The sequence below is a fragment of the Sorangium sp. So ce128 genome (assembly GCF_051525245.1).
GTDB classification, from domain to species: domain Bacteria; phylum Myxococcota_A; class Polyangia; order Polyangiales; family Polyangiaceae; genus Sorangium; species Sorangium cellulosum_B.
Genome location: NZ_CP150313.1, coordinates 11,370,439 through 11,394,527, shown reverse-complemented (window position 1 = coordinate 11,394,527; position 24,089 = coordinate 11,370,439). Strand labels below are relative to the sequence as shown.

Sequence of the window (24,089 nt, the reverse complement as noted above, 5' to 3'; positions counted from 1 at the left end):
ATGTCCGAAGGCGAGCAGCAGAGCGAGGCCTGGACGATCCGGCGCGTGATCACCTGGGCCACGGGCGACCTGAAGAAGCGCGGCGCGTCCTCGGCGCGCCTCGACGCCGAGCTCCTGCTCGGCAAGGTGCTGGGCATCGATCGCGTCGGGCTGCTCATCGACGCCGAGCGGCCGCTCGACCGGGCCGAGCTCGCCGCCTACCGCGAGCTGCACCAGCGCCGCCGCGCCGGCGAGCCGGTCGCCTATCTCCTCGGTGTGCGGGAGTTCTACGGCCGCCCGTTCCGCGTCGATCCGCGCGTGCTCATCCCCCGCCCCGACACCGAGATCCTTGTCGAGGTCGGCCTCGCCCGGACGAGGCACCTCGCCCTCTCCGCGCGCGTGCTCGACCTGTGCACCGGGTCCGGCTGCGTCGCTATCAGCCTCGCGTGCGAGCGGCCGACCAGCCGCGTCCTCGGCGTCGACATCTCGGACGGCGCGCTCGCCGTCGCCCGCGAGAACGCGCTCCGCCTCGGCGCGGTCAACGCGGGGTTCCTGCGCTCGGATCTCTTCGACGGCGTGCCGTCCGGCCTTCGCTACGACCTGATCACCGCGAACCCACCGTACATTCCGGACGAGGACGTCGCCGCGCTGCAGATCGACATCCGCGGCTACGAGCCCCACCTCGCGCTCGCGGGGGGCCCGGACGGCCTCGTCTTCGCGCGCCGGATCGTCGCGGGCGCGCCGGCCTTGCTCGCCGCCGGCGGGGTGCTGGCCATGGAGGTCGAGGCCGGCAAGGCGGGCGCGGTGGCAGAGCTCTTCGCCGCGGCGGGGTTCGGCGGCGTCTCGAGGCACCTCGACTACGGCGGGCACGAGCGCGTGGTCTCCGGCGTCCTGCCCTGATCGCCCGCCGCCCGGGGGGACGGGCGGCCGCCGCGGCCGCGCCGCGCGCGTCCGCGAGGGCCGCGCAGCGCCCGTGCCTCCGCGAGGATGGGGCTGGCGCGCTGTATGCACAGCGACGCACGGCGAGGGTGGCGTGGCGCAGTCGGTGGCGGGGGCTCGGTGGTGACCCGCGCGCCGCTGGCTGCCTGCGCCGCCCCCGAGCGCGTTCACGCCGCGAGGCGAAGAGGTGTCCCATGAGGCAGGTGGATCCCAGGCCGGAGAGCTCGACGGCAGATCTCGTGAAGGAGGCGATCGCCGAGGCCAGGGAGCTGATGCAGGTCGAGGTCGCGCTGGCGCGCGACGAGATGAACGAGGAGATCGCGCGGGCGAAGGCGTCGTGCGTCGCTCTCGGCGCCGCGGCGGCCGCGGCGCTCCTCGGGGTCGCGCTGGTGCTCGTCGCGATCGCGCTGGCGATCGCGCCGGAGCCGCTGCCGGCGCTGCTGATCGGGCTCGCGTTCATCGCGCTGGCGATCGTGGTGGGCGTGGTCGGCTACCAGCGCGCGCCGAGGAGGCCGCTCGAGAGGACCCGGGGCCGCCTCGGGGCGGACGTCCGGCTGGTCCGGGAGCTCGTATGAAGGGGCTGAACGGTCAACGCGCGGACTTCGAGCGCAGGGCGGACGAGCTGCGCGATCGGCTGATGCACACGATCGAGGCGCTCGATCGGCGGCGCCACGCGCTCGTCGACGTGCGGTCGCGGGTGCGCCGGCACGGCCCCGAGGTGCTCGCCGGCGGGCTCCTGCTCGCGATCGCGGGCGGCGCGGCGGCGATCGCGCTGATCAAGGAGGCGCGCGCGCGTAGCGAGCGGCTGGGCGGCGAGCGCCTCCGCGCGCTCGTGCGCTTCTGGCGGCACCCGGAGTGGGTGGCGCCGCGCGGCAAGCCGAGCGTGTCCCGCGAGATCGGCCGGAGGATCCTGGTGGGCATGGCGTCGTACGTGGCGATGCAGCTCATCCGGCGCGGCGTCCGGCTCACGCTGGCGCTCCCGGAGGGGGACGCGCAGGCGCGGCGGAGCCCGCTCGAGCTCAGCGCCGCGGCGTCGAGGACCAGGCCGCCGTCCGGTCAGGGCCCGGTGTAGAGGGCGGTGCGCCACCCCAGGTAGAACCCTGGCTGGCGGACGGACGTGCTCCAGGTGTAGTCGGCGTAGAGCCATGGGCCCATCGCCACCTTCCAGAGCCGGATCCCCTCGTAGAACACGCCGCCTCCGATGCGGGCCGGCAGGGCGCCGTCGATGACCTCGGCGCCGTCGGCGTCGGCGGTCGTGTACGCGACGCCCGTGCCGGCGTCGAAGGTGACGCCGACGTCCCTCCACCGATCCGCGAGCGAGAAGAGCGGGAAGACCTCGGTGTGGAGCATGAACCCGCCGGCGAGGGAGGCGTGCTCCGCCGCGCTCAGGCCGTGTCCGCCGAAGGCCGCGCCGAACGTGAGCCAGTCCGCGAGCGCGCCGCCGATCCAGACATAGCCTCCGGCGCCGATCCCGACGCCGGTCTCGGTGTAATGACGCTGGAATCCGATCTTCTGGACGTCGTTCTGGAAGCCGGCGGCGCTCCCGAGCGCCAGGCCTCCGGCGATGCCCGCGGCGAGCCCGCTGCGCCGCACGGCTGATCTGGGCGCGAACAGCGGGTCGGCGGGCGTCTCTCCGGACGCCGCCGGCTGCGCCGCGGCGGCGGCGGGGAGCAGGCTGAGGCCAAGGAGCGCCGGCAGCGCGGCCGCGCGCGCGCGTCGGAGGTGGGGACACGTCGCCATGGGCTCCCTTTCCTATACGATGACGCGGGGCTCGGCATCGCAATCCGCCGCTCGGCGCGGACCGGCGCGGGCCGGGTGGCGCGCCGTCGCACGGGAGGATCGCCCGTGTTCGTGCCGTGTCCTCGCCGCGGTGAGCGCGGCCCCCGCGGCGTTCGCGCTATGATCCCGCCGTGACGCACGAAGCTTCCCTGGAGCGGGCGCCGGCGGGCGGGATCGTCCTCCGGTGGCTCGTCGGACTGCGCTGGGCGGTGTTCGCGCTGCTCGCGGCGACCCTGGCCGTCGACGAGGCGCTGTTCGGCTATCACGTCCGGTACGGCATCGCCGTGCCCATCCTGGCGCTGGCCGCCGGGCTCAACCTCGCCCTCGACCGGCGGGTGCGGTCGCAGCGGGGCGCGCAGACGGCCCTCGTCGCCGGCGTCGTGGCGCTCGATCTCGTCGCGATCGCCGGGGTCCTCGCCGCGTCGGGCGGCGCGGGCAACCCGTTCAGCGCCCTCTTCTTCGTGCACGTCGCCCTCGCCGCGGCGCTCCTGCCGCCGCGGACGACCTTCGCGCTCGCGGCGCTCGCGGCCTGCCTCTTCGCCGCGCTCTTCGCGCTCCCCGCCGGCGCGTGTTGCCCGAGCCACCCGGAGCACGGCGCGTTCTCCACCCACCTCTACGGGATGCTCCTCGCCTTCGTGCTGAGCGCGGCGCTCGTCGCCCACGTCCTCCTGAAGATCCGCCGCGCGCTCGACGAGAGCGCGGCCGAGAACGCGGCGCTGCGCCGGCGCGCGGAGGAGGCGTCCCGCTTCCAGGCGCTCGGCACGCTCGCGGCCGGCACCGCCCACGAGCTCGGCACCCCCCTCGGCACGATCGCGGTGCTCGCCGGGGAGAGCCTCCGCGACCCCGGATCGAGCGACGCCGCGCAGCGCCGCGCCCGGACGATCGCGGAGCAGGTCGAGCGCTGCCGCGTGGTGATCGCGCGCATGCGGGCGGACGTCCGGGCGAACGACCTGCGCGCCGGCGTCGAGGTCGGCGAGGCGGCCCGGCGCGGCGTGCAGGCGTGGCAGGCGGCGCACCCCGGCGTCGCGGTCGAGGTGCGCGGCGATCTCGCGCCGCGCCGCACGGTGCCGCTCGACGCGGCCGACGTCGAGGCGGCCCTGTTCGCGCTGCTCGACAACGCGCTCGAGGCGCTCGGGCCGAGCCCCGCGGCCGCGGAGCCGATCGTGGTCACCGTCGGGGACGAGGGCGGCGCGCCGGTGATCAGCGTCGAGGACGGCGGCGCGGGCGTCGCGCCCGGCCTGGAGGGGCGGCTCGGCGAGCCGTTCGTGACGACCAAGGCGCCCGGCGAGGGCATGGGCCTCGGGCTCTACCTCGTGCGGACGCTCATCGAGCAGGTCGGTGGCTGCCTCACCGTGTCGCCGAGGCAGGGGCCTGACGAGCGCGGCGCGCGCGGCACGCGCGTCGCCCTGCGCCTCGCGCCGGTGGACTCATGAGCTCCGAGGCCGCCGGCGAGCCGACGCTGCTCATCGTCGACGACGACGCGACCTTCCGGACCGCGCTCGGGCAAGCCCTCGGCAAGAGCGGGTTCGCGGTGTCCCTCGCCGCCAGCGCCGAGGAGGCCGCGGCGATGGCGCGAGGGCACGTGTTCGAGTACGCGCTCGTGGACGTCCGGATGCCAGGGCAGAGCGGGATCGACCTCGTGGGGACGCTGCGGAGCATGGATGACGGCATCCGTATCGTGGTGTTCACCGGATACGGCACCATCGCGAACGCCGTGGCGGCGATCCGGGCCGGGGCGGTCGACTACCTGACCAAGCCGGTGGACGCCGCCCAGTGCGCGCGGTCGCTGCTCGGCGTCGCCCCGGCCGCGCGCGGCGATGACGACGAGGACCTGCCGTCGCTCGATCGGGTGGAGTGGGAGTACCTCCAGCGCGTGCTCGCGGACTGCGAGGGGAACATCTCGGAGGCGGCGCGCAAGCTCAGGATGCACCGCCGCTCGCTCCAGCGGAAGCTCTCGCGCCTGCCGCCGAGATCGTGAGGGCGTGGCGGGGAGGATCCACGAGAGGCGGTTCCGCTCGGTCGAGCGGGCCCTATGGAGAGGCCATGCCCTACAAACCCATCGAGTCCTACGGCGTCATCGGCGACATGCACTCCGTCGCGCTGGTCGGGATGGATGGATCCATCGACTGGTGCTGCCTCCCTCATTTCGACTCCCCGAGCGTGTTCGCGGCCATCCTGGACGACGAGCGCGGCGGCCGCTTCGCGCTCTCCGCGGCGAACGGCGCGTCGCGCAACAAGCAGATGTACATGCCCGACACCAACGTCCTGCTCACGCGCTTCCTCGACGTGGACGGCGTCGGCGAGGTCTGCGATTTCATGCCGATCCACCGGGACACGTACGGCGCCTACCGCCGCGGGATGCACCAGATCGTCCGCGTCGCGCGGGCCGTCCGCGGCGCGGTGCGCTTCCGGCTCGCCTGCCGCCCCGCGATCGACTTCGCCCGCCGCCCCCACCGCCTGATCCTCGACGACCCGCGCGGCGCCGTCTTCGACTCCGATGGAGTCGACCTGGCGCTCATCAGCCCGGTCCCCCTGTCGAGCGACGGCGCCGGCGGCGTCACCGCCGACTTCGTGCTCCAGCCCGGCGAGTCGGCCACGTTCTCGCTGCGCCAGGTCGAGGACTGGACGGAGAGCGCCGATCTGCTCGCCAGGCCGATCGACGGCGACGACGCCCTCCGGCGCACGGTCGCCTTCTGGCGGTCGTGGCTCGCCCGCTCGCGCTACAAGGGGCGCTGGCGCGAGATGGTCGATCGTTCGGCGCTCGTCCTCAAGCTGCTCACGTTCGAGCCGACCGGCGCGATCGTCGCCGCGGCGACGACCAGCCTGCCCGAGGAGATCGGCGGGGTCCGCAACTGGGACTATCGCTACGTCTGGGTGCGCGACGCCGCGTTCACGCTCTACGGCTTCCTCCGGCTCGGTTACACCGAGGAGGCCGCGCGCTTCATGGAATGGCTGAGCGCCCGCGTCTCCGAGGAGGACGGCCCCACCGGGCCGCTGCAGCTCATGTACGGCATCGACGGACGCCACGAGCTGCCCGAGGTCGCGCTCACCCACCTCGACGGCTACCGCGGGTCGCGGCCGGTCCGCGTCGGCAACGGGGCGACGACGCAGCTCCAGCTCGACATCTACGGCGAGCTCATCGACTCGGTATATCTCTTCGACAAATACGGATCTCCCATCTCTTATGATTTCTGGCGCGAGCTCCGGCGCATGGCAACCTGGGTATGTCAGAGCTGGGAGCAGGCGGACGAGAGCATCTGGGAGGTGCGCGGCGGCAAGCAGCAGTTCGTCTACTCGAAGCTCCAGTGCTGGGTCGCGCTCGACCGGACGCTGCGGCTCAGCGACAAGCGCTCTCTGCCGCTCGACCGGCAGCGCGTCGCGCGCGCGCGCGACGACATCTACGAGGCGATCATGGCGCGCGGCTGGGACGCGCAGCGGAGGACGTTCGTGCAGGCCTTCGGCTCGAGCGCGCTCGACGCGAGCAACCTGCTCATGCCGCTCATGCGCTTCATCTCCCCCACCGATCCGCGCATGCTCGGCACGCTCGACCGCACGCTCGAGGAGCTCGCGAGCGACACGCTCGTCCACCGCTACGAGCTCGGCAAGGGCGCGGGCGACGGCCTGACCGGCAGGGAGGGCACGTTCAGCATCTGCACCTTCTGGCTCGTCGAGGCCCTCGCGCGCGCTGGCCGCCTCGACGACGCGCGCTTCATCTTCGAGAAGATGCTGACGTACGCCAACCACCTCGGGCTCTACTCCGAGCAGATCGGGCCGAGCGGAGAGCTGCTCGGCAACTTCCCCCAGGCGTTCACCCACCTCGGCCTGGTCAGCGCGGCGTTCTACCTGGATCGCGCGCTCGGTCAGGGCGGCTGAAGGTCGGATCTGGGTCCTCGCGCGTTTCCCGCCGGCGACCGGCGGGGCGCGGCTCCTGCGCGAGCGGTGGGAGGGAGAGAGCGGCTACCGGCAGCCCGGGATATCCAACCCCGGGCGGCCGGCGCCCGCGAGCCTCGTCAAAGGAGGGGACTGGCGCGGCGCCGAGGGATCCTGCGACGTGGAGTCCCTGGCGCCGGCCAGCAGGGTGGGGTCAGCTCACCAGCCGCCGATGCCGCAGGGGCTGAAGCAGGGGTTGAAGGCCGGCACGAAGCTGGTGATCGACGTCGTGATCGCCGTCAGACCGCAGCCGCCGCCGAAGCCGCCGAGGCCGAAGCCGCCCCAGCCGAAGCCGCCCCAGCCGCCGAAGCCGCCGCAGCCGCCGAAGAAGCGCTCGCCCTCACGCTGCCCGGTCTCCTGCCCGACCACGCCCGTCTGCCCCAGGCCGGCCTGGCCGAGCTGCGCCGGGCCCGCCTGGCCGATCTGCGCCGGTCCCGCCTGGCCAATCTGCGCCGGGCCCGCCTGGCCGATCTGAGCCTGCGAGAGATCGGACGCCTGGCCGAGCTGCGCCGGGCCTTGCTGCGCGTATCCGCCCTTGGTCGGGTAGCCGCCCTTGCTCGGGAGGCCCTTGGTCGGAAACTCGCCCTTGCTGGGAAGGAGCCCGCCCTTGCTGGGCAGCTCGCCCTTGCTGGGGAGCATCGGCTCGCCCTTCGAGGGCAGACCCTTGCTGGGGGGCAGACCGAGCTTGCTGGGCCCCATCTGGCCGACCTGAGCCTGCGCCTGCGACTGGGTCGCGTACCCGCCGCGCTCGTCCGCCTCCAGCGCGCTGTTCGCGGAGTCGACGCTCTCGTCATCCATATCGAAGTCGTCGTCCGCGCCGACCGCGCACCCGGCACCGAGCGCCAGCATCATCGCGAAACCCATCGTCTTGTGCATCGAGATCATTGGTCCTCCCCGGTGTCCCTGATGAGCCTTGCGGCCCCCGAACACCTTGGTGCACCCAAGAGCAGGCTGTGTGCCTCGCTCTTCTGTGCAGAGGCTGCCGCTTCGCACAGCATGGATTCGCGGGATGGCGCCCGCGAATCAGGCGCTCCTCGCATCTGCGCTCCCCTGGGATTTCTCCGCGATTCAATCGCGGTGGATCCGGGCGAGCGCGGCGATCGCTGGAGCGGCGTCGCGATGACGATGGATAGGATAGAAGGCGCCCCGCCCCGCGCCGCGGGGCCGCGCGGGAGGAAGGAAGACGCGAGCGCGGCGCCCCGCGGCGCGGATCGCGCGCTCCCGCGCGGTGGCCGTGGCGAGCGGAGGTGTCCTCAAAACAGGGTGAACCTCCCTCCGGATCCAGAAAAGAGCGGGCTCACGACGCGTCGACATCACGGGACGTCAACGGACGTGATCGAACCCAAACGGACGTGATCGGATGTGATCGGACGCAGGCGGATGGGATCGGACACAACCGGACGTGATCGGGCGAATTCGATGGCGCCGTCCAGGCGAGACATGCGCCCTGCGCCCCGCCTGCTCAGCGCCTCGCGTTCCGACACGTTTGTGCATCCCTCTGCCCGTGAGAGCGGAATTGTCGCTTCCGGTCGGAATCGGCCGCTGGAGCGCGACGCGACGCGGCGAGCGGGCGACGAGACCGCCCGCGTCGCAACAAGCCACTCCCGCTGCGCCGCTTTCCTGCTCCGGCGGCGGACGGAGTCGAATCGGCTGTTATTCCCACTTGCGCAGGACGTTCTGTAAATGGTCCAGTGGAAGATGTCGGTGACGGGGAGGGAGCATCTGATTGTGTAGTCTGCCCCACGGCTCTCGACGACTCGGTGGCGGGTTGTCTCATGTCGTCCGGGACGCTGGCTCTCCAGCGTGCTCGGCGTTGGCCGAACGGCGGTGGTGGCGCGCCGGATCGAGCTGCCCTGGCCAAGGTTTGCAGCATCGGCGCGCATCGGTCGCGGCGCCGTAACAGAGCAGAAACATGGTCCAGCGTCGCATCGCGGCCGTCGCCGCCTATCTGCCGGAGCGCGTCGTCACGAACCAGGAGCTCATCACCAGCTACGGTCTCCCTCACGCTGCGGACTGGCTGCACGAGGCGACGGGGGTCGCGGAGCGGCGCTTCGCCGGCGCGACGGAGACCACGCTTTCCATGGCCGCGGCGGTGCTGCGGGAGCTCATCGAGGTGGGGCGGCTCCGCGATCCCTTCGTCGATGTCCTCATCATGACGGGCGACGACGGCGGGGACGCCGGCGGGGCGGCCTTCGCCGCGTGCATGGCCGGCCTCGTGCCCGCGCTGACGATCGATCTCACGCCCGCTCAGGGCGGTTTTGCCGCGGCCGTCGAGCTGGCGAATCGGCACCTCGACAGGGGGTGTCGGCGCGTGCTCATCGTGGCGAGCGACGTGCGGTCGCGGCGCCTGCGCGAGGGGCAGCCGTGGGGCAACCACCAGATCACGGAGATCCTGGGAGATGGCGCCACGGGCGTGCTGCTCGAGCGAGTCGACGGCCTCGGGGCCGAGGTCCCCCCGCGCTGCGCCGAGCCGCCCTCGTCCCGCGGCTCCCAGCCTTTCCTCTCCGCGGCTCACGCGAACCGCGGATAGACCTCCTCCTCGAAGAGCGCCTTCACCTGGTCCCCGGGGGCCTCTGCCACGAACTCCTCGTAATCCTCCCGCACCGGCACCCTGTATCCACCCCTCCACGGCGCGACCGAGTTGAGCCACGCCGTGTGGAGGGTCAGCCCCGGCCGGAACGTCGGGTGTCCCAGCTTGCAGAGCGGCCCTCGCGCCAGGTTCGTCGCGTCGAAGATCCAGACCTCCGCGCGGCACGGCGTCGCGACGATCGCCACGACGTAGCCGTCCGTGTCGGCCCCGCTGCCGCCGCGCCGCGGGACGAACTGCAGCGAGCTGAGCCAGGTCCCCACGGCGCGCCGCGGGAACTCGTAGCGATCCTCGATCCGCATCGCGCGGTGGTTGAACCGGAACAGGCTGTCGGGGTGGCCGCCCTCCGCGCGCATCCGGCGGAGCGCCGGGAGGGGGAGCGACCTGTGCGGGTGCGCCGCATAGAGCCGGTCGATGAACTCGGTCGACAGCTCATCCCATATCCCGCCGCCGCGCCAGTAGACGTTCTCGAGGCGATCGGGCGGCATCCACGACGCGCCCGTCTCCCGGTACGCATAGAGGCCGACGCCGAGCGCCCGCGCGGCATCGGCGAACACCGCCTGGTCCACGACGCGCTCGGCCGCCGCGTCGAGGGTATACCGGCCGATCCGGTTCACGTCCGCCTGCCCGAGCGGGAACAGGCCGCGCAGGCGCGGCGGCGCCGGCGTCTTGTCGGCGGCGTGCCGATCGCAGGGCCGGAGCCACTCCCCATGATCGGTCGCGCAGTTGTGCGCCGCGTGCACGGTGATGCGGTCCCCCGCGTCCTCGTAGTCGACGAGGAAATGGAGAGTCTCCAGCGGGACGACGACCCGCTTCACCACGACCGGCCCGCCGCCCGGCCGCAGCGCGTCCCTCCGGACCAGGTAGAACGTCGTGCTCGGCTCGTGGGGCATCGTGAGGAGCGATCGGACGAGGCGCTCGACCCCGGGGCTCTCCCTGGAGCCCCGGAACGCCACGCTCTCCAGGCCGATCCTGAACGCCGTGTCCGCGAGCACGACCCAGCGCCGCGACAGGCCGATCTGGTGCACGCTCTGCTCGATGCGCACCGGCGCGCCGCTCGGCAGGACCAGCGCGTGCCGCTCGGGCTCGTTGTGGCCGTCCCATCGCAAGAGATGCACGAAGTCGCCCGCCGGCTCGTCGAGCGCCACGCCGCCGAAGCGCGCCGCCTGCCGCGCGAGGAGGTCGCCCGGCCCAGACGGCGCGCTCGGGCGGAGGCGCGCGGGCAGGAGCTCGAGCGCCCGCTTGGCGAACGCCTCGATCCGGTCCGCCCTCGGGCGGACGAGCTGCTGCTCGATCATCGACGCGGCCGCCGCGGCGAGCCGATCCCAGGAGCGCGGGAGCGCGCCGAGCTCGTCGAGCCGCGGCAGCGACGCGACGAACAGGTGGAGGAGCGAGCGGCCGTAGTTGACGGTGAGGAGCTCGCCCCGCTCCGCGTCGAAGCATGGGTGCGCGCTCGAGAGCGTCATCGGAAAGGGGTGATCGACGGGCGCGGCCGGGTACCACGTGCTGTTGCGCCCGACCGGCGTGACGAGCTCCAGCGTGGCCGGGTCGATCTCGTAGGGCCTGCCCGCGTCGCTCGTGACGAGCAGGCGCGCCGGCGCGCGCGGCGCGTGCATGGGCACGAACGCGGTGTTGAGGTGGTTCCGCAGGCCGAGGTGCGGCGAGAAGCGGAGCAGCCCCGCGTCACGGAAGCCCAGCGCCTCGAAGCGCGTGCCGGGGCGCGAGGCGGCGTCCGCGTGATAACAGGGCGTGCGCGCGATCCTCGAGGTCAGCCGGACCGCCCCGCCGCGGCCGAAGTCGAGGCGGTAGATCATCCCATTGCCATTGAGGATCGGCGCGCCGTCCGCTCTGGGCAGGTCGCCGTCCACCGAGCCGACGGGCCCGATCGCGAACACGTGGCCCGTGAGGTCCCTCGGCACGCCGCCCGCGTGGGATGACTCCAGGACCGCGAGCTCGACCTTCGTCAGCTCTTCCGTGCTCGCAGCCATCAATGCATCGGGGACGCGCTGGCGCATGATGACCTCGGTCACACCACGCTACGCCAATCCGCGCGCCGCGTGGGCGCCGCGCTGCGCCGCGCGCCTCCGAACACGCTCCCCTCCCCGTGATTCCCGCCTGGGACGGACGCGCGCTGGGGCCCTCGCAGCGCCGCGCGCCTCTCTGCATTGCGTGGCGGCGCCGCGCGGCTGCCCTGGTCTTCCGCGCATTGGCGCTGTCTCGGCGGCTTGCGAAGGTGCTTGTCGGCCCCATCTGTACCTGTGGATCAGGAGGCACATGTTCGACCAGGGGCTGACAGTCCTGCGGATCCGTGGAATCCCGGTACGGCTGCACATCACATTGCTGATTTTCCTGCCGTACGTGGCGTGGGCGGCGTCGTCGCAGTTCTCGGTGATCGCGTCGTCGCTCGGGATTCCGCGCGAGGAGATGCGCCTGCCGCCGCTCGCCTGGGGGGCGATCCTGGCTGTCGGGCTGTTCGTGGCGGTGCTCGTGCACGAGCTGGCCCACTCGTTCGTCGCGCTCAAGAACGGGATCCGGGTGCGCGCGATCACGCTGATGATGCTGGGCGGCGTCTCGCAGATGGAGCGCGACGATCCCGAGCACGAGGCGTGGATGGCGTTCGCCGGGCCGCTCGTGAGCTTCGTTATCGCGCTCGCCAGCTACGTCGCGTATCGGCTGCTCCCGGCGCCGGCGGAGATCGGCGCCGCGCTCGTGGCCTTCGCGATCACGAACGCTCTCCTCGGCGCGTTCAACCTGCTGCCGGCCTTCCCGATGGATGGCGGCCGGGTGCTGCGCGGGCTGCTCCTGCGCCGTCTCGGGCGGACCCGCGCGACGCGCATCGCCACGGCGACAGGCAAGGTGATGGCGGTGGCCTTCGGGCTCTTCGGCTTGCTCTCGTGGAACCTGATCCTGGTGCTCATCGCGGTGTTCGTCTACATGGGGGCGTCGGCCGAGCAGGCGCGCTCCAGCACGAACGAGCTCCTCCGCGGCATCCCGGTCGCGCGGTTCATGACCGATCGGCTCGGCGAGGCGTATGCGGACGAGAGCCCTCGCGCGGTGGCCGAGCGGCTCTTGCGCCACAACCTGGTCGGCGCGCGGGTCATCGACGATCCCCGGGACGGCGCGGGGCGCCGCGAGATCGGCGTCGTCACGGTCTGGGATCTCGCGCGCCAGCTGCAGGGCGGCGCCGCGCCGGCGACGGTCGGCGCGGTGATGCCCGTGGATGTGCCGAGGGCGCACGCGGACGACGACGCGTCCCGCTCGTTCGACGCGCTGGCGAGCGGCGAGGCGAGCGTGATCGCGGTGCTCGACGAGGGCGAGCGCGTGATCGGCCTGGTGACGTCGGCGGAGATCCAGCGCGCGCTCGCGCTCGCCGGCGCGCTCCGCGCGGCCCGGTGAGCGGCGCGCCGGCGGAGATCCGGAGATCTCGAGTCGCGCCGCGCTGGCACTCGCGTTGCTGAGTTGCGCTCCGAGGAGCAATGACGTGAAGCAGAGCAACAACGTGACTCCGCCCGTGCGAGGGCGGTCCAGATCTCTCGGTGTGACGAGGGCCTCGCTCGCCGCGGCTGCGCTCGCGGTCGGCGCCTCGCTGCTCATGGGGTGTATGGGCACGGTCGGGACCGAAGGGGGGTTCGTCGTGTCCGGCGTTCCGGCGGTGCGCGCCGAGGTCGTCCCGGTGGAGATCGCCGCGTATCCTCGCGTCTATTTCCGCGGGACGTATGCGTACCTGGTCGACGGCCGCTGGTATTACCCGACGAACCGCGGCTGGGTCATCTTCGAGGAGGAGCCCACGGAGCTCGAGCACTACAGGCAGACGTACCGGACGTCGCCGCGGTACGTGCCGGAGCGCGAGCTGAGCTATCCGCGCGAGCGGGGGCGCCGTTACTACACACCGCGTTGACAGCGGGGCAGCAGCGAAAGGACGGGTACGAGGATGAATCAGGAGAAGAGCGTCTTTCCCCTCTGCGGCCTCGCGTTATCGAGCTTCCTGGCCCTGGGGTGCATCGTCGACGTGGAGCCCAGCTCCCAGCGCCGGCCGCGGCCCGTGCAGGCCGTCGGGAGCCTGACGATGGAGTGGACCGTGGCCAACCGGATCGATTCGCGGGCGTGCTCCCAGCACAGCCGCGGAGGAGCGGATTTCGAGCTGATCGTTTACCGGGGCAGCCGCGAGGTGGCGAGAGACTACGCGCGCTGCGACGACTTCAGCATCACCGTGGATCTCCCGCCCGATGAATACACGGCCACGGCGACGCTCGTGGAGCGTGGCAACGACCGCCCCGTCACCACGACGCTGCAGGTGGAGGACATCAATATCGTGCGCGGCGCCACGCTCAACCTCGACGTCGATTTCCCGCCGAGCTCGTTCCTGCGCTAGCAGGTCGCTCCATTGGATGTGGACGACGAGGCGTCAGCCCGAGCGCGGGATCGTGAGCCGCACCCGCGTCTCCCCCCGCGGCCCGTCCTCGATGGCGATACCGTAGTTCGTGTGGGCGGCGATCGCGTGCGCCGCGATGAGCGGCAGCGCCGGCGGACGGCCCTGCGCGACCGCCTCGAAGTCGCGGCTCAGCACGACGCTCCGCGCCGCGGCCGGGAGCGGCGGCCCGGCGTCGTCGAAGGTGATCTCGACCCCGCTCGGGCCCTCGGAGAGGGAGACGAGCACCTCGCTGCCCGGCGGCGACGCGCTGATGGCGTGATCGAGCAGCGCGTGCAGCAGCACCGTCAGCGCGCCCTGCGGCACCACCTCCTGCGCGGTCTCCGGCGCCTCGACCACCACGCGCACGTCGTGGCGGGCCGCGCGCGCGAGATCGTCCTTCACGACGTCGCGCAGCACGTCGGCGACGTCGCAGTGGCGCGGGAACTCGTGGAGCGGACACGCCCCCAACCTGGCGAGATCACTGACGATTTCTGACGCCGCCGTCACGTGGCGCCCCACCGACGAGGCCGTCTCGCCCGCGTCGCCGCCGTGGGTCCGGAGCGGCGCGATGTCGCGGCCGATCGCCGACAGGATGCCGCGCAGCTGCGTGCCGAGCACGCGCACCGCGGCGACGAGCACCGCGAGGCTGTCGCCGCTCGGCGGCAGGTGAGACACCGGCTCGCTGCCGCCGAGCCGCGAGATGACGCCGGACAGCGACCCGCGCTCGCGCTCGCCCTCGGCCCGCGAGAAGACCGCGGCGAGCTCGCGCGCGTAAGCCTCGCCCTGGGCCTGCGCGGCGGCGAGCTCCTTCTTGAGGCTCTCGACCTCGAGGCGCTGGAGATCGACCTCGGCGGGCAGCGTCAGCGTCTGCATCTGGCCGTCGAGCTCGAGCCGGCCGCCGTAGCGCAGCGCCATGCGCGACAGCCACACCCGCTCGGTCTCGAAGTTCACGGGCGTCTCCGGGCCGAGGTTGACCCGGACGCTGACCTCGTCGCCGACGCGGTGGATGCTGACGTCGGGCGCCCCGGTCAGGCTCGAGGGGTCGCCGCCCTGCGCGATGAGCACCTGGAGCATCCGCCGGAGCTCGGTCTCGTCGCCGAACACGGTGGTCCCTTCGCCCATCTCGATCTGCACGCGCGCCTCGGGCGCGACCTCCCAGAGGAGCGCCGTCAGGTCGACGCGGCCGCGCCGCCCGCGCGGCAGGGGGCGGCCGTGGAGCGAGGCGAGCATGCTCACCGCCTCGTCGAGCCGGTTGAGCGTGCTCTCGACGCCGCCGCCCGAGGCGTCGTCCGGCGATGGCGTCGGCGGCGGCGCGCTCTCGGTCGCGATCATCCCCACGCCCTGGCGGAGCTTCTGAGCGGCGCTCCGCGCCTCCTGCGCCAGCAGCCACGTCAGCTCGGGTCGGGTCAATCTGTCGCTGGTCACCCTGTTTTTCCCTCTATCCGCGACGCTCTGCGGAATCGCGCGCCATGATGCCAGACGTGGCGGTGCCCTGCTACGCTCATTGCCGCTCACCTCGTTCGATGCGGACTCACACTTCCTCCTTCTCGATGCCTTCCTCCTTGACGCGTCTCGCTCTCCTCTGCGGAGCGGTCGCCGCGGCGGCGCTCTCCGGCGCTGCCTGCGCCTCGAGCGCCCCGAGCCCCTTCCCGTCGAACGGCGGGGCGGGCGGTGAGGGCGGCGCCGGCGGCGCCGGCGGCGAGCAGGCTCCAGCGGACCCGACGCTGGGCGGCCCGTGCGTCGACGACGATCAGTGCGAGGACGGATTTCCCTGCACCTTCGATGCGTGCGACACCGCCCTCGGGCGGTGCCGTTTCACGCCGGACGACAGCGCCTGCCAGAACGACGTCCACTGCGACGGCGTCGAGCGCTGCAACCCGCGGCTCGGCTGCGTGCCCGGCGCGCCGGTCGCGTGTGACGATCAGAGCACATGCACGATCGACGCCTGCGACGAGGCGACCAAGACGTGCTCGAGCGCGCCGCGCGACGCCGATCTCGACGGCGATCCTGACGAGCACTGCGGCGGGGGCGACTGCGACGACGCCGATCCCACGGTGTCGTCGGCGCAGCCCGAGGTCTGCGGCAACGATCGGGACGACGACTGCAACGGGCGCGCCGACGAGGGCGGCTGCGTGTCTCCGGAGCACGACACGTGCCTGGACGCGCTGGAGATCTCCGCGCCGGGCTCGTACGCGATGACGACGGCGGGCGCGGGCTTCCACTACGCGAGCTCGTGCGGCCTGCCCCGCCCTGCGAGCACGCACGACGTCGTGGCCGCGGTGATCTTGCCGCCGGGGCCGCCGGTCGACGTCGAGGTGACCGCGCGGACGGAGGCCCCCGACGACGAGACGGAGGCCCCCGACGTCGCCGTGACGCTCGCCGGCCAGTGTGGCGACGCCGCGACCGAGCTCGCGTGCGGGGGGCCCCACGAGACGGCGGACGGCGGCAAGCTCGCGAAGCTCCGGGCCCGCGGCCTCGGCGATCCTGAGCGGGCGACGGCGCTGCCGCTCTACGTGACGACGAAGGTCGGCGCGCCGGTCATCGTCGACGTGGCGTTCCTGCCGCCGGCGCCGGCGCCGGAGAACGAGACGTGCGGCACGGCGGCGCCCCTCTCGCCGGGCGCGCCGGCGCTGGCGACGATCCTCGACGCCGCCCTGGATCTCGGGACCGCGTGCGAGACCGGGCTCGGGGAGCTCGTGTACACGTTCGAGCTCGCCGAGCCCCAGGACGTCGACCTCTACGCGATCTCGACCGACGGCGACGGCGATCCCTCGCTCTCGCTGCGGAGCGCCGCGTGCGCGCTGCCGGAGGACGAGCTCGCCTGCCAGACGGCGGCGGCGCCGCACCTCTTCCGGCGCGCGCTGCCTGCGGGGGTGTACGCCGTCGCGGTCTCCGCGACGGCGCCGACCTCGGTGCTCGTCACGCTGGAGCTCTCGCCGCCGACCGAGCCGCCGCCGGACGAGGGGTGCGAAGGGGCGGCCGAGCTCGCGCCGAACCGGACGGTCTCCGTGTCGCTGCTCGGCCACCAGGACGACGTGGATCTCGGCTGCGGCCCGGCGGCCGTCGACGCCGTGTACACGCTCGAGCTGCCGGTCGCGTCCGACGTGCTGCTCGTCGAGAAGCTGTCGGCCGGCGACGCCGGCGCGATCGCCCTGTCCGCGCCGGCGTGCGGCGGCGAGGGCGATCGGCTCGCGTGCGGCGAGGGGGAGGTCACGCCGCTCCGGAGCGCGCGGCGCAACGTCGCGCCCGGGTCGTACCGGGTCGTGGCCGAGGCGCAGCTCGGCCAGCCCGTGAGCGTGACGGCGTTCGTCCGGCCGGCGGTGCCGCCCACGCTGGTGCCCTTCTCCGACGCGTGCGAGGGGGCGCTGGAGATCCCGGAGAGCGGCGGCTTCTTCCAGGGCAACACGGCCAACGCCGCCGCGGACTTCGACGCCGGCTGCGACCGCGCCGGCACGGAGGAGGGCGGCGCCCGGGACCAGCTCCTCCGGCTCACGCTCACCGCGCGCAGGCGCGTCGTGCTCGACATGGCCGGCTCGAGCTACGACACGCTGCTCTCGGTCCGCCGCGGCCCGGGCTGTCCCGGCGTCGAAATGCCGCTTTCCTGCACGATCGGTGCGGATCCCCAGCGGAGCTTCCTCGATCTCGTGCTCGATCCTGGCGTGTATCACCTCCAGATCGACGGCCACGCGCTCGCGCACGGCCTCTGGTTCCTGGACGTGCGGGTCGTCGACCCCGGGGACGGCGCCGCCCCCTGACCGGCGGCCCTTTCAAGCTCCCCCCGTCCCTTGCTAACGTCGCCCCGATGTTCGGCCGCATCTCTGCGATCGCCCTCAACACCTACCGGGAATCGCTTCGGGCGCGCATCCTCATCGGCCTCGCGGGCGTCGCCTTCGCCGTCGCGTTCTACTCGATCATCGTCGGCGCCTACACGCTCCGCAACGGGGCGCGGGTCGTGAGCGACCTCGGCGTCGCGTCGATCTCGCTCTTCAGCATCGCGGTCGCGGTCATCATCGGCGCGACGTCGCTGTACCGCGAGCTCGAGCAGAAGACGATCTTCCCGATCCTGGCCCGCCCGGTGCGCCGCGGCGAGTACCTCGTCGGCAAGTACCTCGGCACGTTGCTCACGCTCGGGGTGTTCATCCTGGCCGACGCCGGGCTCGTGCTGCAGATCAGCGCCGTGCTGGCCGGCCGCTCGCTGGCCCTCGTGGCGGGCGCCGGGGCCGCCTCGCTCGCGGCGCTCGGGCTCGTGGCGTGGCGCTCGCCGCTGGCGCGCACGTACGGGTTCATCCCCTGGGCGGCGGTCTTCCTCGTGCTCGGCGTGCTCTTCTCGGACGGCGCGCCGACCGAGCGCCGCGTCGTGCTCGCGGGCAGCGCGCTCGCGTTCCTCGAGGTCGGCATCGTCGCCGCGGTGGCGACGCTGTTCTCGTCGTTCTCGACGCCGTTCCTGTCCTCGCTGCTCACGCTGGGCGTCTTCCTCATCGGGCGCAACGCGGACTCGCTCGCCCGGCTGCCTGTGAAGTACTTCGGCCCCCAGATCAGCGCCGCGGCGCACGCCTTCTCCAAGGTGGTCCCGAACCTTCAGATCTACGTGCCGCCGCGCCCGTTGCTCGCGGGCGAGGTCGCTGACGCGAACCTCCTCGTGTACCTCGGCTGGGCGGCGATCACGTGCGCGGGGTGGGCGCTCATTCTCCTGCTGGTGGCGGCGTTCGTCTTCAAGAGACGCGACTTTCTGTGAGGCGCTCGGTCGTGCTCGGCGTGCTGCGCGGCCTCGCGGTCGCCGGCTTCCTCGTCGGCGCGGCGTCGCTGCGGGTGGTGGCCGCGGGCGAGCGGGAGATCGCGGAGAGCACGGACGCCCTGCGCGCCGGCGACGCGCACGCGGCGGCGCTCCACGCGCGGCGGGCGGCGGGCTGGTACGCCCCCGGGGCGCCGCACGTCCGCGTGGCGTACGAGCGGCTGATCGCGCTCGCGACGGCCGCGGAGGGCCTCGGTCGGGCCGACACGGCGCTCTTCGCGTGGCGCGCGGTGCGCACGGCCGCCCTGGAGACGCGGTGGCTCACGACGCCGCACGCGGAGGACCTAGAGCTGGCCAACGCGGCCATCGCCCGCCTCTCGGCGGCCGCGCCGCGCCCGCCGGGCACCCGGACCGAGCCTGCCGCGGCGGTCGAGCGGCAGCACCTCGCGGCGCTCGCGCGCGACGACGCGCCGCGGGTCGGCTGGGTGGTCGCCCTCGTCGGGGCGTTCGCGGCGTGGGTCGCGGGCGCCGTCTGGGTGGTGCGGCGCGGGGTCACGGTGACGGGGCAGTGGGTGTGGCCGCTGGCGGCGCCGGGGCTCGCGGTGTGCGCGGCGGGCGTCGCGGTGTGGCTCCTGGCGATCTGGCAGGCGTGAGGCGCGCTGGCGGGCGTATTCCACGCTGAGCTCGCGCGTCGCGGTGCCGGGAGGTCTTGCCGAGCTGACCGGCCCTCGGAGCGTGGTCGTCGCGCGGCGCAGGGAGAGCTGAACTCGCCTGAGACGTGACTCCTCCGGCAGCGCCAGAGGAATGACGTCAAATGGGCTCGGACATCAGCCCTCCCAGCGCCGCGCGACGACCACGGGCGCCGAGGGCTCACGGCATTTGCAGACGAAGGATGAGCCTGACGATGCGGTGTCAGAGGTGGAATGGGCCGCGAGGCGAAATGGGGCGGTGGGGCGAAATGGGGCGAGCCAGCAGGGGTGGCGGTCAGGAGAGCCACAGGCGGGAATCCGCCGGACACGACGTCTGCTGATCGGGTGCGCGGGGGATTGCAATGCGACGACGCGCGACACATCGATCTCCGGGGAGCGGCTCTTGCAGCGCTCCGCTTCGAGGAGGATACGAAGTTCATGAAGAATCAGATCAAGACGATCCTGTTGCTCGGCGTCATGTCGGCAATCCTGGTGTCCATCGGCGGGGCGCTGGGGCCCGGGTACCTCGTCTTGTTCGGCGTGCTCGCGCTCGCGATGAACCTGGGTGCGTATTTCATGTCCGACCGCATCGTGCTCGCGGTGCACCGGGCCGCCGAGGTCTCGCCCTCCGAGGCCCCGGGGCTGCACCGGATGGTGGAGGAGCTCTCGAGTCGGGCGGGGATCCCGAAGCCCCGCGTCTATGTCATCCCGGACGCGCAGCCGAACGCCTTTGCCACGGGGCGCAACCCGGAGCACGGCGTCGTGGCGGTGACCGAGGGCATCATGCAGCTCCTGAGCGAGCGTGAGCTGCGCGGCGTGCTGGCGCACGAGATCGCGCACATCAAGAACCGCGATATCCTGGTGTCGACGATCGCGGCGGCGTTCGCCTCGGGCATCACGTGGGTGGCCCATGCCGTGAGCTTTGCCGGGATATTCGGCGGATCGTCGGACGATGAGGAAGGCGCGAGCCCGCTCGGCGGGCTGGCCCTCGCGATCGTGGCGCCGATCGCGGCGACCCTCGTGCAGCTCGGCATCTCGCGGTCGCGCGAGTACATGGCGGACGAGCTCGGCGCCAGGCTGTCCGGGGACCCGGAGGCGCTCGCCAGCGCCCTGTCCAAGCTGGAGCACGGCGTGGCGCTCGTGCCCCCCGAGGCGGCGCGACCGGCGACGGCCAGCCTCTTCATCGTCAACCCGCTCGCCGGGGCTGGCTCGGTGCTGAAGTGGTTCTCGACGCACCCGACGACCGAGGAGCGCGTGAGCCGGCTGCTCTCGATGGCGTCGAGCGGCCGGACGGCGCGGGGTTTTTCGAGGGTGATGGCCTGATGGCGGGCAGCGGCCGCCTTCACTCCACGGACTGCGGCTCCTCGTCGTCGTCGCTGTCACCGTCCTCGCTCTCCTCGCCGTCGTCCTCGTCTTGGTCGGGGGGCTTCGGCGCGAGCGCCACGCGCGGGTAGCGCTCGCCAGAGGTGTCACGGCGCCCGGCCTCCCAGGCGTCCTCGAGGTTGACGAGCTCATACCAGCCAAGGCGATTCACGGCCTCGAAGAAGAACTTGTCATCAGCGCTCGGCTCGAAGCTGAGGGGCTCCGGCTCGAGCTCGGCGAGCGTGCGGACGCCATCGTCGTAGACGCCCCAGACCCGGATAGGCTTGCCCTCGGAGACCTCCAGCACGGCCACGCGGCCCCCCGCGGCGCTCTCCACGACGCGCAGATCCAGGTCGCCTCGCGCCTCCAGCCTGGAGGCGCCGCCGCTGACCGAGAAGATCCAGGTCTCCGACGAGGTGCCGACGATCACCCGCCCGGAGGCGAGCGCCTCGAGCGTGTAGATCTCGTCCTCGCTCTCCTCCTTGGTGAAGTCGTGCACGAGGACCGGCTTGCCGTGCGGGAGGTCCACCCACCAGAGCTTGGCGTCGCCGTCGGTCGCCACGAGGGCGGCGCTCCGATCCGCGTTCACCAGGCCCGTCGACGAGGGGGAGCTCGCCTTCACCGCGGTCTCGATGAGCTCCCCGTCCTTCAGCACGGCGAAGACGAAAGAGCGCCGGGCTTCCTTCTTCCACCCGATGTACACGTCGGCGGGGCGGTAGCGCTCGAGCTCCCGCGCGCCCGCTCCGAAACGCGCGCGCACGTCCTTCGGGACGTCCTCCTCGTCCTCCGGCAGCGGGCGCTGCTTGCCCAGGTAGCGCACGCCGACGCGGCCCGGGGCGGGCTCGATGGCGTACTCCTCGGGCGCCTTCCTCGGGCCTGACTCCGGCGCCTCGTCGTCGTCATCGTTCTCCTCGGACGGCGTGTACACGGCGACCTCGGGGAACGCGTCGGGGTTCGTGGCGAGCCGCTCGAACAGCGCGTCGAGGCCGAGCAGCTCGTAGGTGTCGCCGACGTGATCCATGAAGGCCCGGCCCTCGGCGATCCGGACCTCACCCACGGAGGCCTTCACGCGGGCCACGCGGCGCAGCTTGCTCCCGTCGAAGCCGACGATGGTCAGCCCGTCCTCGGAATCCTCGCCCTCGTAGCTCTTGACGAGGAGCAGCCGGCCGCCGAGGGCGGGGGTCAGGCCGTAACCGCCCACGTCCCAGCGCTGCTCGAGGACGGCGCCCTCTCCCTCGCGGCGGTAGACGTCGAGGGACTCGCCCGTGGCGAGGATGACGCGGTCCTCCGGGCCGTAGGCGATGTCGGAGATCGACGCCTCGTGCTCGAAGAGGCGGCGCAGCTTGCCGTCCGCGAAGGAGAGCTCGGCGACGAGCTTGTCGTCGAACCCGTACAGCACCGCGCCGCCGTCCTCCCGCGCCGCGATGTAGCCGTGGGGGCTGGGCAGCGCCTCGCCCTCGGCGCGCTTGAGCTCCCCGCCCTCGATCCAGGCGGCCGTCGCCGGCTTGCGCCGGAGCTTCGCGATGCCGTAGACGCGATCGCCGGGCGCCACCGCGACGCAGGAGGTCGACCCGAACAGCTCGCGCTCCGCGCGCTCGATCTCGGGCTCCGGGGGCACCTCGCGCGACCTCCGCCGCTCCACGCGGAGCGCCCCCTCGAGCACCTCTGGCCGGGAGTCCTCGTCGTCGCCGTCGCCGGACGTGCTCTCGCCCTCGTCGGACGCGCTCTCGTCTTCGTCTTCGTCCTCGTTGCCGGGTTCGTGCTTCTTCAGCTCGGGGAAGGAGTCCGGCTGCGCGGAGAAGCGCGCGGCGAGCACATCAAGGCCGAGCAGCTCGTAGTACTCGCTGCCGTCCTCCACGATGACGCGGGCGCCGTCGATCACGATGTCGCCGATCGAGATGCGCACGCGGGCCAGCCGGCGCATCGTGGATCCGTCGTAGCCGAGGATCGTTACGCCGTCCGCGCTCTCGTCCTCGTCGTCGAAGCACTTCAAGAGGAGCAGGCGTCCGCCGAAGACCGAGTGCATCCCGTAGCCGTCGAGGTCCCAGCGCCCCTCGAGCGCGGCGCCCGAACCCTCCCGCCGATAGACGTCGATCGAGCTCGCGAGCACGAGCACCCGGCCCTCCGGGCCGTAGGCGACGTCGGAGAAGGGCTCGTCGTGCTGGATGAGGCGCCGCACGGAGCCTTCCGCGAACACGACCTCCCATACGGCCTCCGAATCCTCCCCGATCAGCGCCGCGCCGCCGTCGTCGCGCGCGGCGAGGTGAGCGCCGGTCGTGGTGGCAAGCGGATCGCCCTGAGCGGTGCGGAGCTCGCCGTTCTCGATCCACGCGGGGACAGGCGGCTTTCGCTTCGGCTTGGCGACGCCGAAGACGAGGCCGTTCGGCGCGATCAGCACCTCGCCGCTCCGCCCGAAGAGCCTCTGTTGCTCGTCGGAGGGCCCGGGCGCCTTGTAGCCCGGCACGAGCTCCAGCCGGAGCCCGCCAGAGATGACCCTGGGCTTGTCGTCATCGTCGCTGGCGTCCGCCTCGTCCGCGTCGTGGTCGTCGCCTGCCGCGCGCTCCGACGAGCGCTCCTCCTCGGGGGCCGCGGCGCGCGCCGCCTCGCGCGCGGCTTCGACCGCCGGATCCACCGCGCACGCGGCCTCGAAGCGCTCGCTTCCGCCGAAGCGGGGCAGCTCGACGGGCCACCTCGGGCCCGTCGGGGGCTCGGGTCGTTGCTCGGCGGACCAGGCGTCCCAGTCGCTGTCGCTCTCGATCGCCTCGGCCAGGGAGGCCACCTCGATCGGGCGCGCGCCGTGCACCGCCGTGAGGGCCTGCTGGACCGCGCGCGCCATGTCGGCGACGCACGCCTTGCTCCACCCCGCCGGCCGCACCCGCACGAGCGCCCAGCGATCGGCCCACTGGAAGGGCTCGCAGTGCTCCACCGCGCGCGCGTCGAGCGCCCGCTCCCACGCCTCGCCGACGGCGCGCCGCGCCGCCGCGTCCGGGGGCGCCACGAAGCAGAGCTCATAGGAGAACAGGTCCCCTTCGAGGTCGAACCAGTCGCTCGGCGCTGCCCCGAAGAACGCGAACGGATAGGGCGGAGATCCCGGCATGGGGGCGAACGGTACAGCAGCTCATGGCGAGCGTGCAGGTCCAGACGCCCGGCGGCTCGGCGAGGCGCCGGAGGCGCTGCTCATCGTCCCCAGCGGGCTTATTGGTTGCTTATTGGTTCCGCGAAGTGAGGTGCATGGACGTGGTTTCACGGCGCTTTCGGAGTCGCCGTTGCATGATCCATCGAGGTGGCCCGGATGGAGTGCTGTTCAACTCGACAGCAGCGCTGACCAGGCGAAGATCGACGCCAGACGCGGCCAGCCTGCTCACGTCGGAGCCTGGGGCATCCCTGGCTCAAACCGCGCGCCGAGCTGCAGGAGCCGGCCGAGATCGTCGGCGTTCCGCCATGTCTCGACGATCTTGCCGTCAACGATGTGGTGAATGAACATCGCGGTGAACGTCTGCTGCCGTCCGTGGCTCGGGATGCCCAGGAAGCTCGCTTGTGCGCACGTGTTCTTCGCGCGCACGACCACCTTGTCCCCTTCGGCGATCACGTCCTCGATCGACCATGTTTGCTCGACGGCGCCGAACACCCTCCTCTTGTCATGCTGAGAGCGCATCGCCGCGCCCGCAAAGCCAGTTCCAG

The 24,089-nt window shown here is 72.7% G+C and carries 20 protein-coding genes; 14 read left to right on the top strand and 6 right to left on the bottom strand.

Going from position 1 to position 24,089, the window contains the following annotated elements; translation table 11 throughout:
- From prmC to WME82_RS43215, 3 genes are all read left to right on the top strand, one after another.
- A complete protein-coding gene (prmC, locus tag WME82_RS43225) occupies positions 1-879 on the top strand; it encodes a peptide chain release factor N(5)-glutamine methyltransferase (protein ID WP_437742351.1) in 879 nt (292 codons plus the stop codon).
- Between the two features lie 233 nt (positions 880-1,112).
- Positions 1,113-1,493: a phage holin family protein gene (locus tag WME82_RS43220; RefSeq protein ID WP_438040060.1), complete on the top strand. Its 381-nt coding sequence runs from the start codon at positions 1,113-1,115 to the stop codon at positions 1,491-1,493.
- A complete protein-coding gene (locus WME82_RS43215; RefSeq protein WP_438040059.1) occupies positions 1,490-1,990 on the top strand; it encodes a hypothetical protein in 501 nt (166 codons plus the stop codon). Before WME82_RS43220 ends, WME82_RS43215 begins: the two co-directional genes overlap by 4 nt.
- Here the strand turns inward: WME82_RS43215 and WME82_RS43210 are convergent.
- Positions 1,975-2,658 carry a hypothetical protein gene (locus tag WME82_RS43210; RefSeq protein WP_438040058.1) on the bottom strand — a complete coding sequence of 228 codons (684 nt, stop codon included), beginning with the start codon at positions 2,656-2,658 and terminating at the stop codon, positions 1,975-1,977. The two genes, WME82_RS43215 and WME82_RS43210, sit on opposite strands and share 16 nt — an antisense overlap.
- Before the next feature lie 170 nt (positions 2,659-2,828).
- Here WME82_RS43210 and WME82_RS43205 point away from each other — a divergent pair, with 170 nt between their 5' ends.
- The 3 genes from WME82_RS43205 (at position 2,829) to WME82_RS43195 (ending at position 6,570) form a co-directional block, all read left to right on the top strand.
- Positions 2,829-4,130, top strand: coding sequence for a sensor histidine kinase (locus WME82_RS43205; protein ID WP_438040057.1), 1,302 nt, complete (start codon positions 2,829-2,831; stop codon positions 4,128-4,130).
- The gene (locus tag WME82_RS43200) at positions 4,127-4,675 is read left to right on the top strand and encodes a response regulator transcription factor (protein ID WP_437546700.1); all 549 of its coding nucleotides are present in this window, start codon (positions 4,127-4,129) and stop codon (positions 4,673-4,675) included. The genes WME82_RS43205 and WME82_RS43200 overlap by 4 nt, the downstream gene beginning before the upstream one ends.
- 65 nt (positions 4,676-4,740) lie before the next feature.
- Positions 4,741-6,570: a glycoside hydrolase family 15 protein gene (locus WME82_RS43195; RefSeq protein WP_438040056.1), complete on the top strand. Its 1,830-nt coding sequence runs from the start codon at positions 4,741-4,743 to the stop codon at positions 6,568-6,570.
- 216 nt (positions 6,571-6,786) lie between these two features.
- On the opposite strand, the gene WME82_RS43190 is transcribed toward WME82_RS43195, so the two are convergent.
- Positions 6,787-7,503: a hypothetical protein gene (locus WME82_RS43190; protein ID WP_438040055.1), complete on the bottom strand. Its 717-nt coding sequence runs from the start codon at positions 7,501-7,503 to the stop codon at positions 6,787-6,789.
- Between the two features lie 1,036 nt (positions 7,504-8,539).
- Here WME82_RS43190 and WME82_RS43185 point away from each other — a divergent pair.
- The gene (locus tag WME82_RS43185; RefSeq protein WP_438040054.1) at positions 8,540-9,157 is read left to right on the top strand and encodes a hypothetical protein; all 618 of its coding nucleotides are present in this window, start codon (positions 8,540-8,542) and stop codon (positions 9,155-9,157) included.
- On the opposite strand, the gene WME82_RS43180 is transcribed toward WME82_RS43185, so the two are convergent.
- A complete protein-coding gene (locus WME82_RS43180) occupies positions 9,139-11,244 on the bottom strand; it encodes a carotenoid oxygenase family protein (RefSeq protein ID WP_438040053.1) in 2,106 nt (701 codons plus the stop codon). The genes WME82_RS43185 and WME82_RS43180 overlap by 19 nt on opposite strands.
- A 244-nt stretch (positions 11,245-11,488) precedes the next feature.
- Between WME82_RS43180 and WME82_RS43175 the strand changes: the two genes are divergently transcribed.
- The 3 genes from WME82_RS43175 to WME82_RS43165 all read left to right on the top strand — a co-directional run bounded on the left by WME82_RS43175 (position 11,489) and on the right by WME82_RS43165 (position 13,586).
- On the top strand, positions 11,489-12,610 hold the full coding sequence (locus tag WME82_RS43175; protein WP_437854300.1) for a site-2 protease family protein: 1,122 nt from the start codon (positions 11,489-11,491) through the stop codon (positions 12,608-12,610).
- Between the two features lie 85 nt (positions 12,611-12,695).
- Complete coding sequence (locus tag WME82_RS43170) at positions 12,696-13,112, top strand: hypothetical protein (RefSeq protein ID WP_437913522.1); 417 nt, start codon at positions 12,696-12,698, stop codon at positions 13,110-13,112.
- Between the two features lie 33 nt (positions 13,113-13,145).
- The gene (locus tag WME82_RS43165) at positions 13,146-13,586 is read left to right on the top strand and encodes a hypothetical protein (RefSeq protein ID WP_438040052.1); all 441 of its coding nucleotides are present in this window, start codon (positions 13,146-13,148) and stop codon (positions 13,584-13,586) included.
- Between the two features lie 33 nt (positions 13,587-13,619).
- Here WME82_RS43165 and WME82_RS43160 read toward each other — a convergent pair whose 3' ends face one another.
- Positions 13,620-15,035 carry a sensor histidine kinase gene (locus tag WME82_RS43160; protein WP_438040051.1) on the bottom strand — a complete coding sequence of 472 codons (1,416 nt, stop codon included), beginning with the start codon at positions 15,033-15,035 and terminating at the stop codon, positions 13,620-13,622.
- A 152-nt stretch (positions 15,036-15,187) separates the two neighbouring features.
- Here WME82_RS43160 and WME82_RS43155 point away from each other — a divergent pair, with 152 nt between their 5' ends.
- From WME82_RS43155 to WME82_RS43140, 4 genes are all read left to right on the top strand, one after another.
- Positions 15,188-17,380, top strand: coding sequence for a MopE-related protein (locus WME82_RS43155; protein WP_438040050.1), 2,193 nt, complete (start codon positions 15,188-15,190; stop codon positions 17,378-17,380).
- A gap of 47 nt (positions 17,381-17,427) precedes the next feature.
- The gene (locus WME82_RS43150) at positions 17,428-18,360 is read left to right on the top strand and encodes an ABC transporter permease (protein ID WP_437742337.1); all 933 of its coding nucleotides are present in this window, start codon (positions 17,428-17,430) and stop codon (positions 18,358-18,360) included.
- Positions 18,357-19,010 (top strand): hypothetical protein, encoded by a 654-nt coding sequence (locus WME82_RS43145; RefSeq protein WP_438040049.1) that lies wholly within the window; start codon positions 18,357-18,359, stop codon positions 19,008-19,010. Before WME82_RS43150 ends, WME82_RS43145 begins: the two co-directional genes overlap by 4 nt.
- A 474-nt stretch (positions 19,011-19,484) precedes the next feature.
- The gene (locus WME82_RS43140; RefSeq protein WP_438040048.1) at positions 19,485-20,369 is read left to right on the top strand and encodes a zinc metalloprotease HtpX; all 885 of its coding nucleotides are present in this window, start codon (positions 19,485-19,487) and stop codon (positions 20,367-20,369) included.
- Between the two features lie 19 nt (positions 20,370-20,388).
- Here the strand turns inward: WME82_RS43140 and WME82_RS43135 are convergent, their stop codons facing one another.
- Positions 20,389-23,505 carry a hypothetical protein gene (locus tag WME82_RS43135; protein WP_438040047.1) on the bottom strand — a complete coding sequence of 1,039 codons (3,117 nt, stop codon included), beginning with the start codon at positions 23,503-23,505 and terminating at the stop codon, positions 20,389-20,391.
- 264 nt (positions 23,506-23,769) lie between these two features.
- Positions 23,770-24,063, bottom strand: a complete 294-nt coding sequence (locus WME82_RS43130) for an ester cyclase (RefSeq protein ID WP_438040046.1) — start codon at positions 24,061-24,063, stop codon at positions 23,770-23,772.
- Positions 24,064-24,089: the final 26 nt, after the last annotated feature.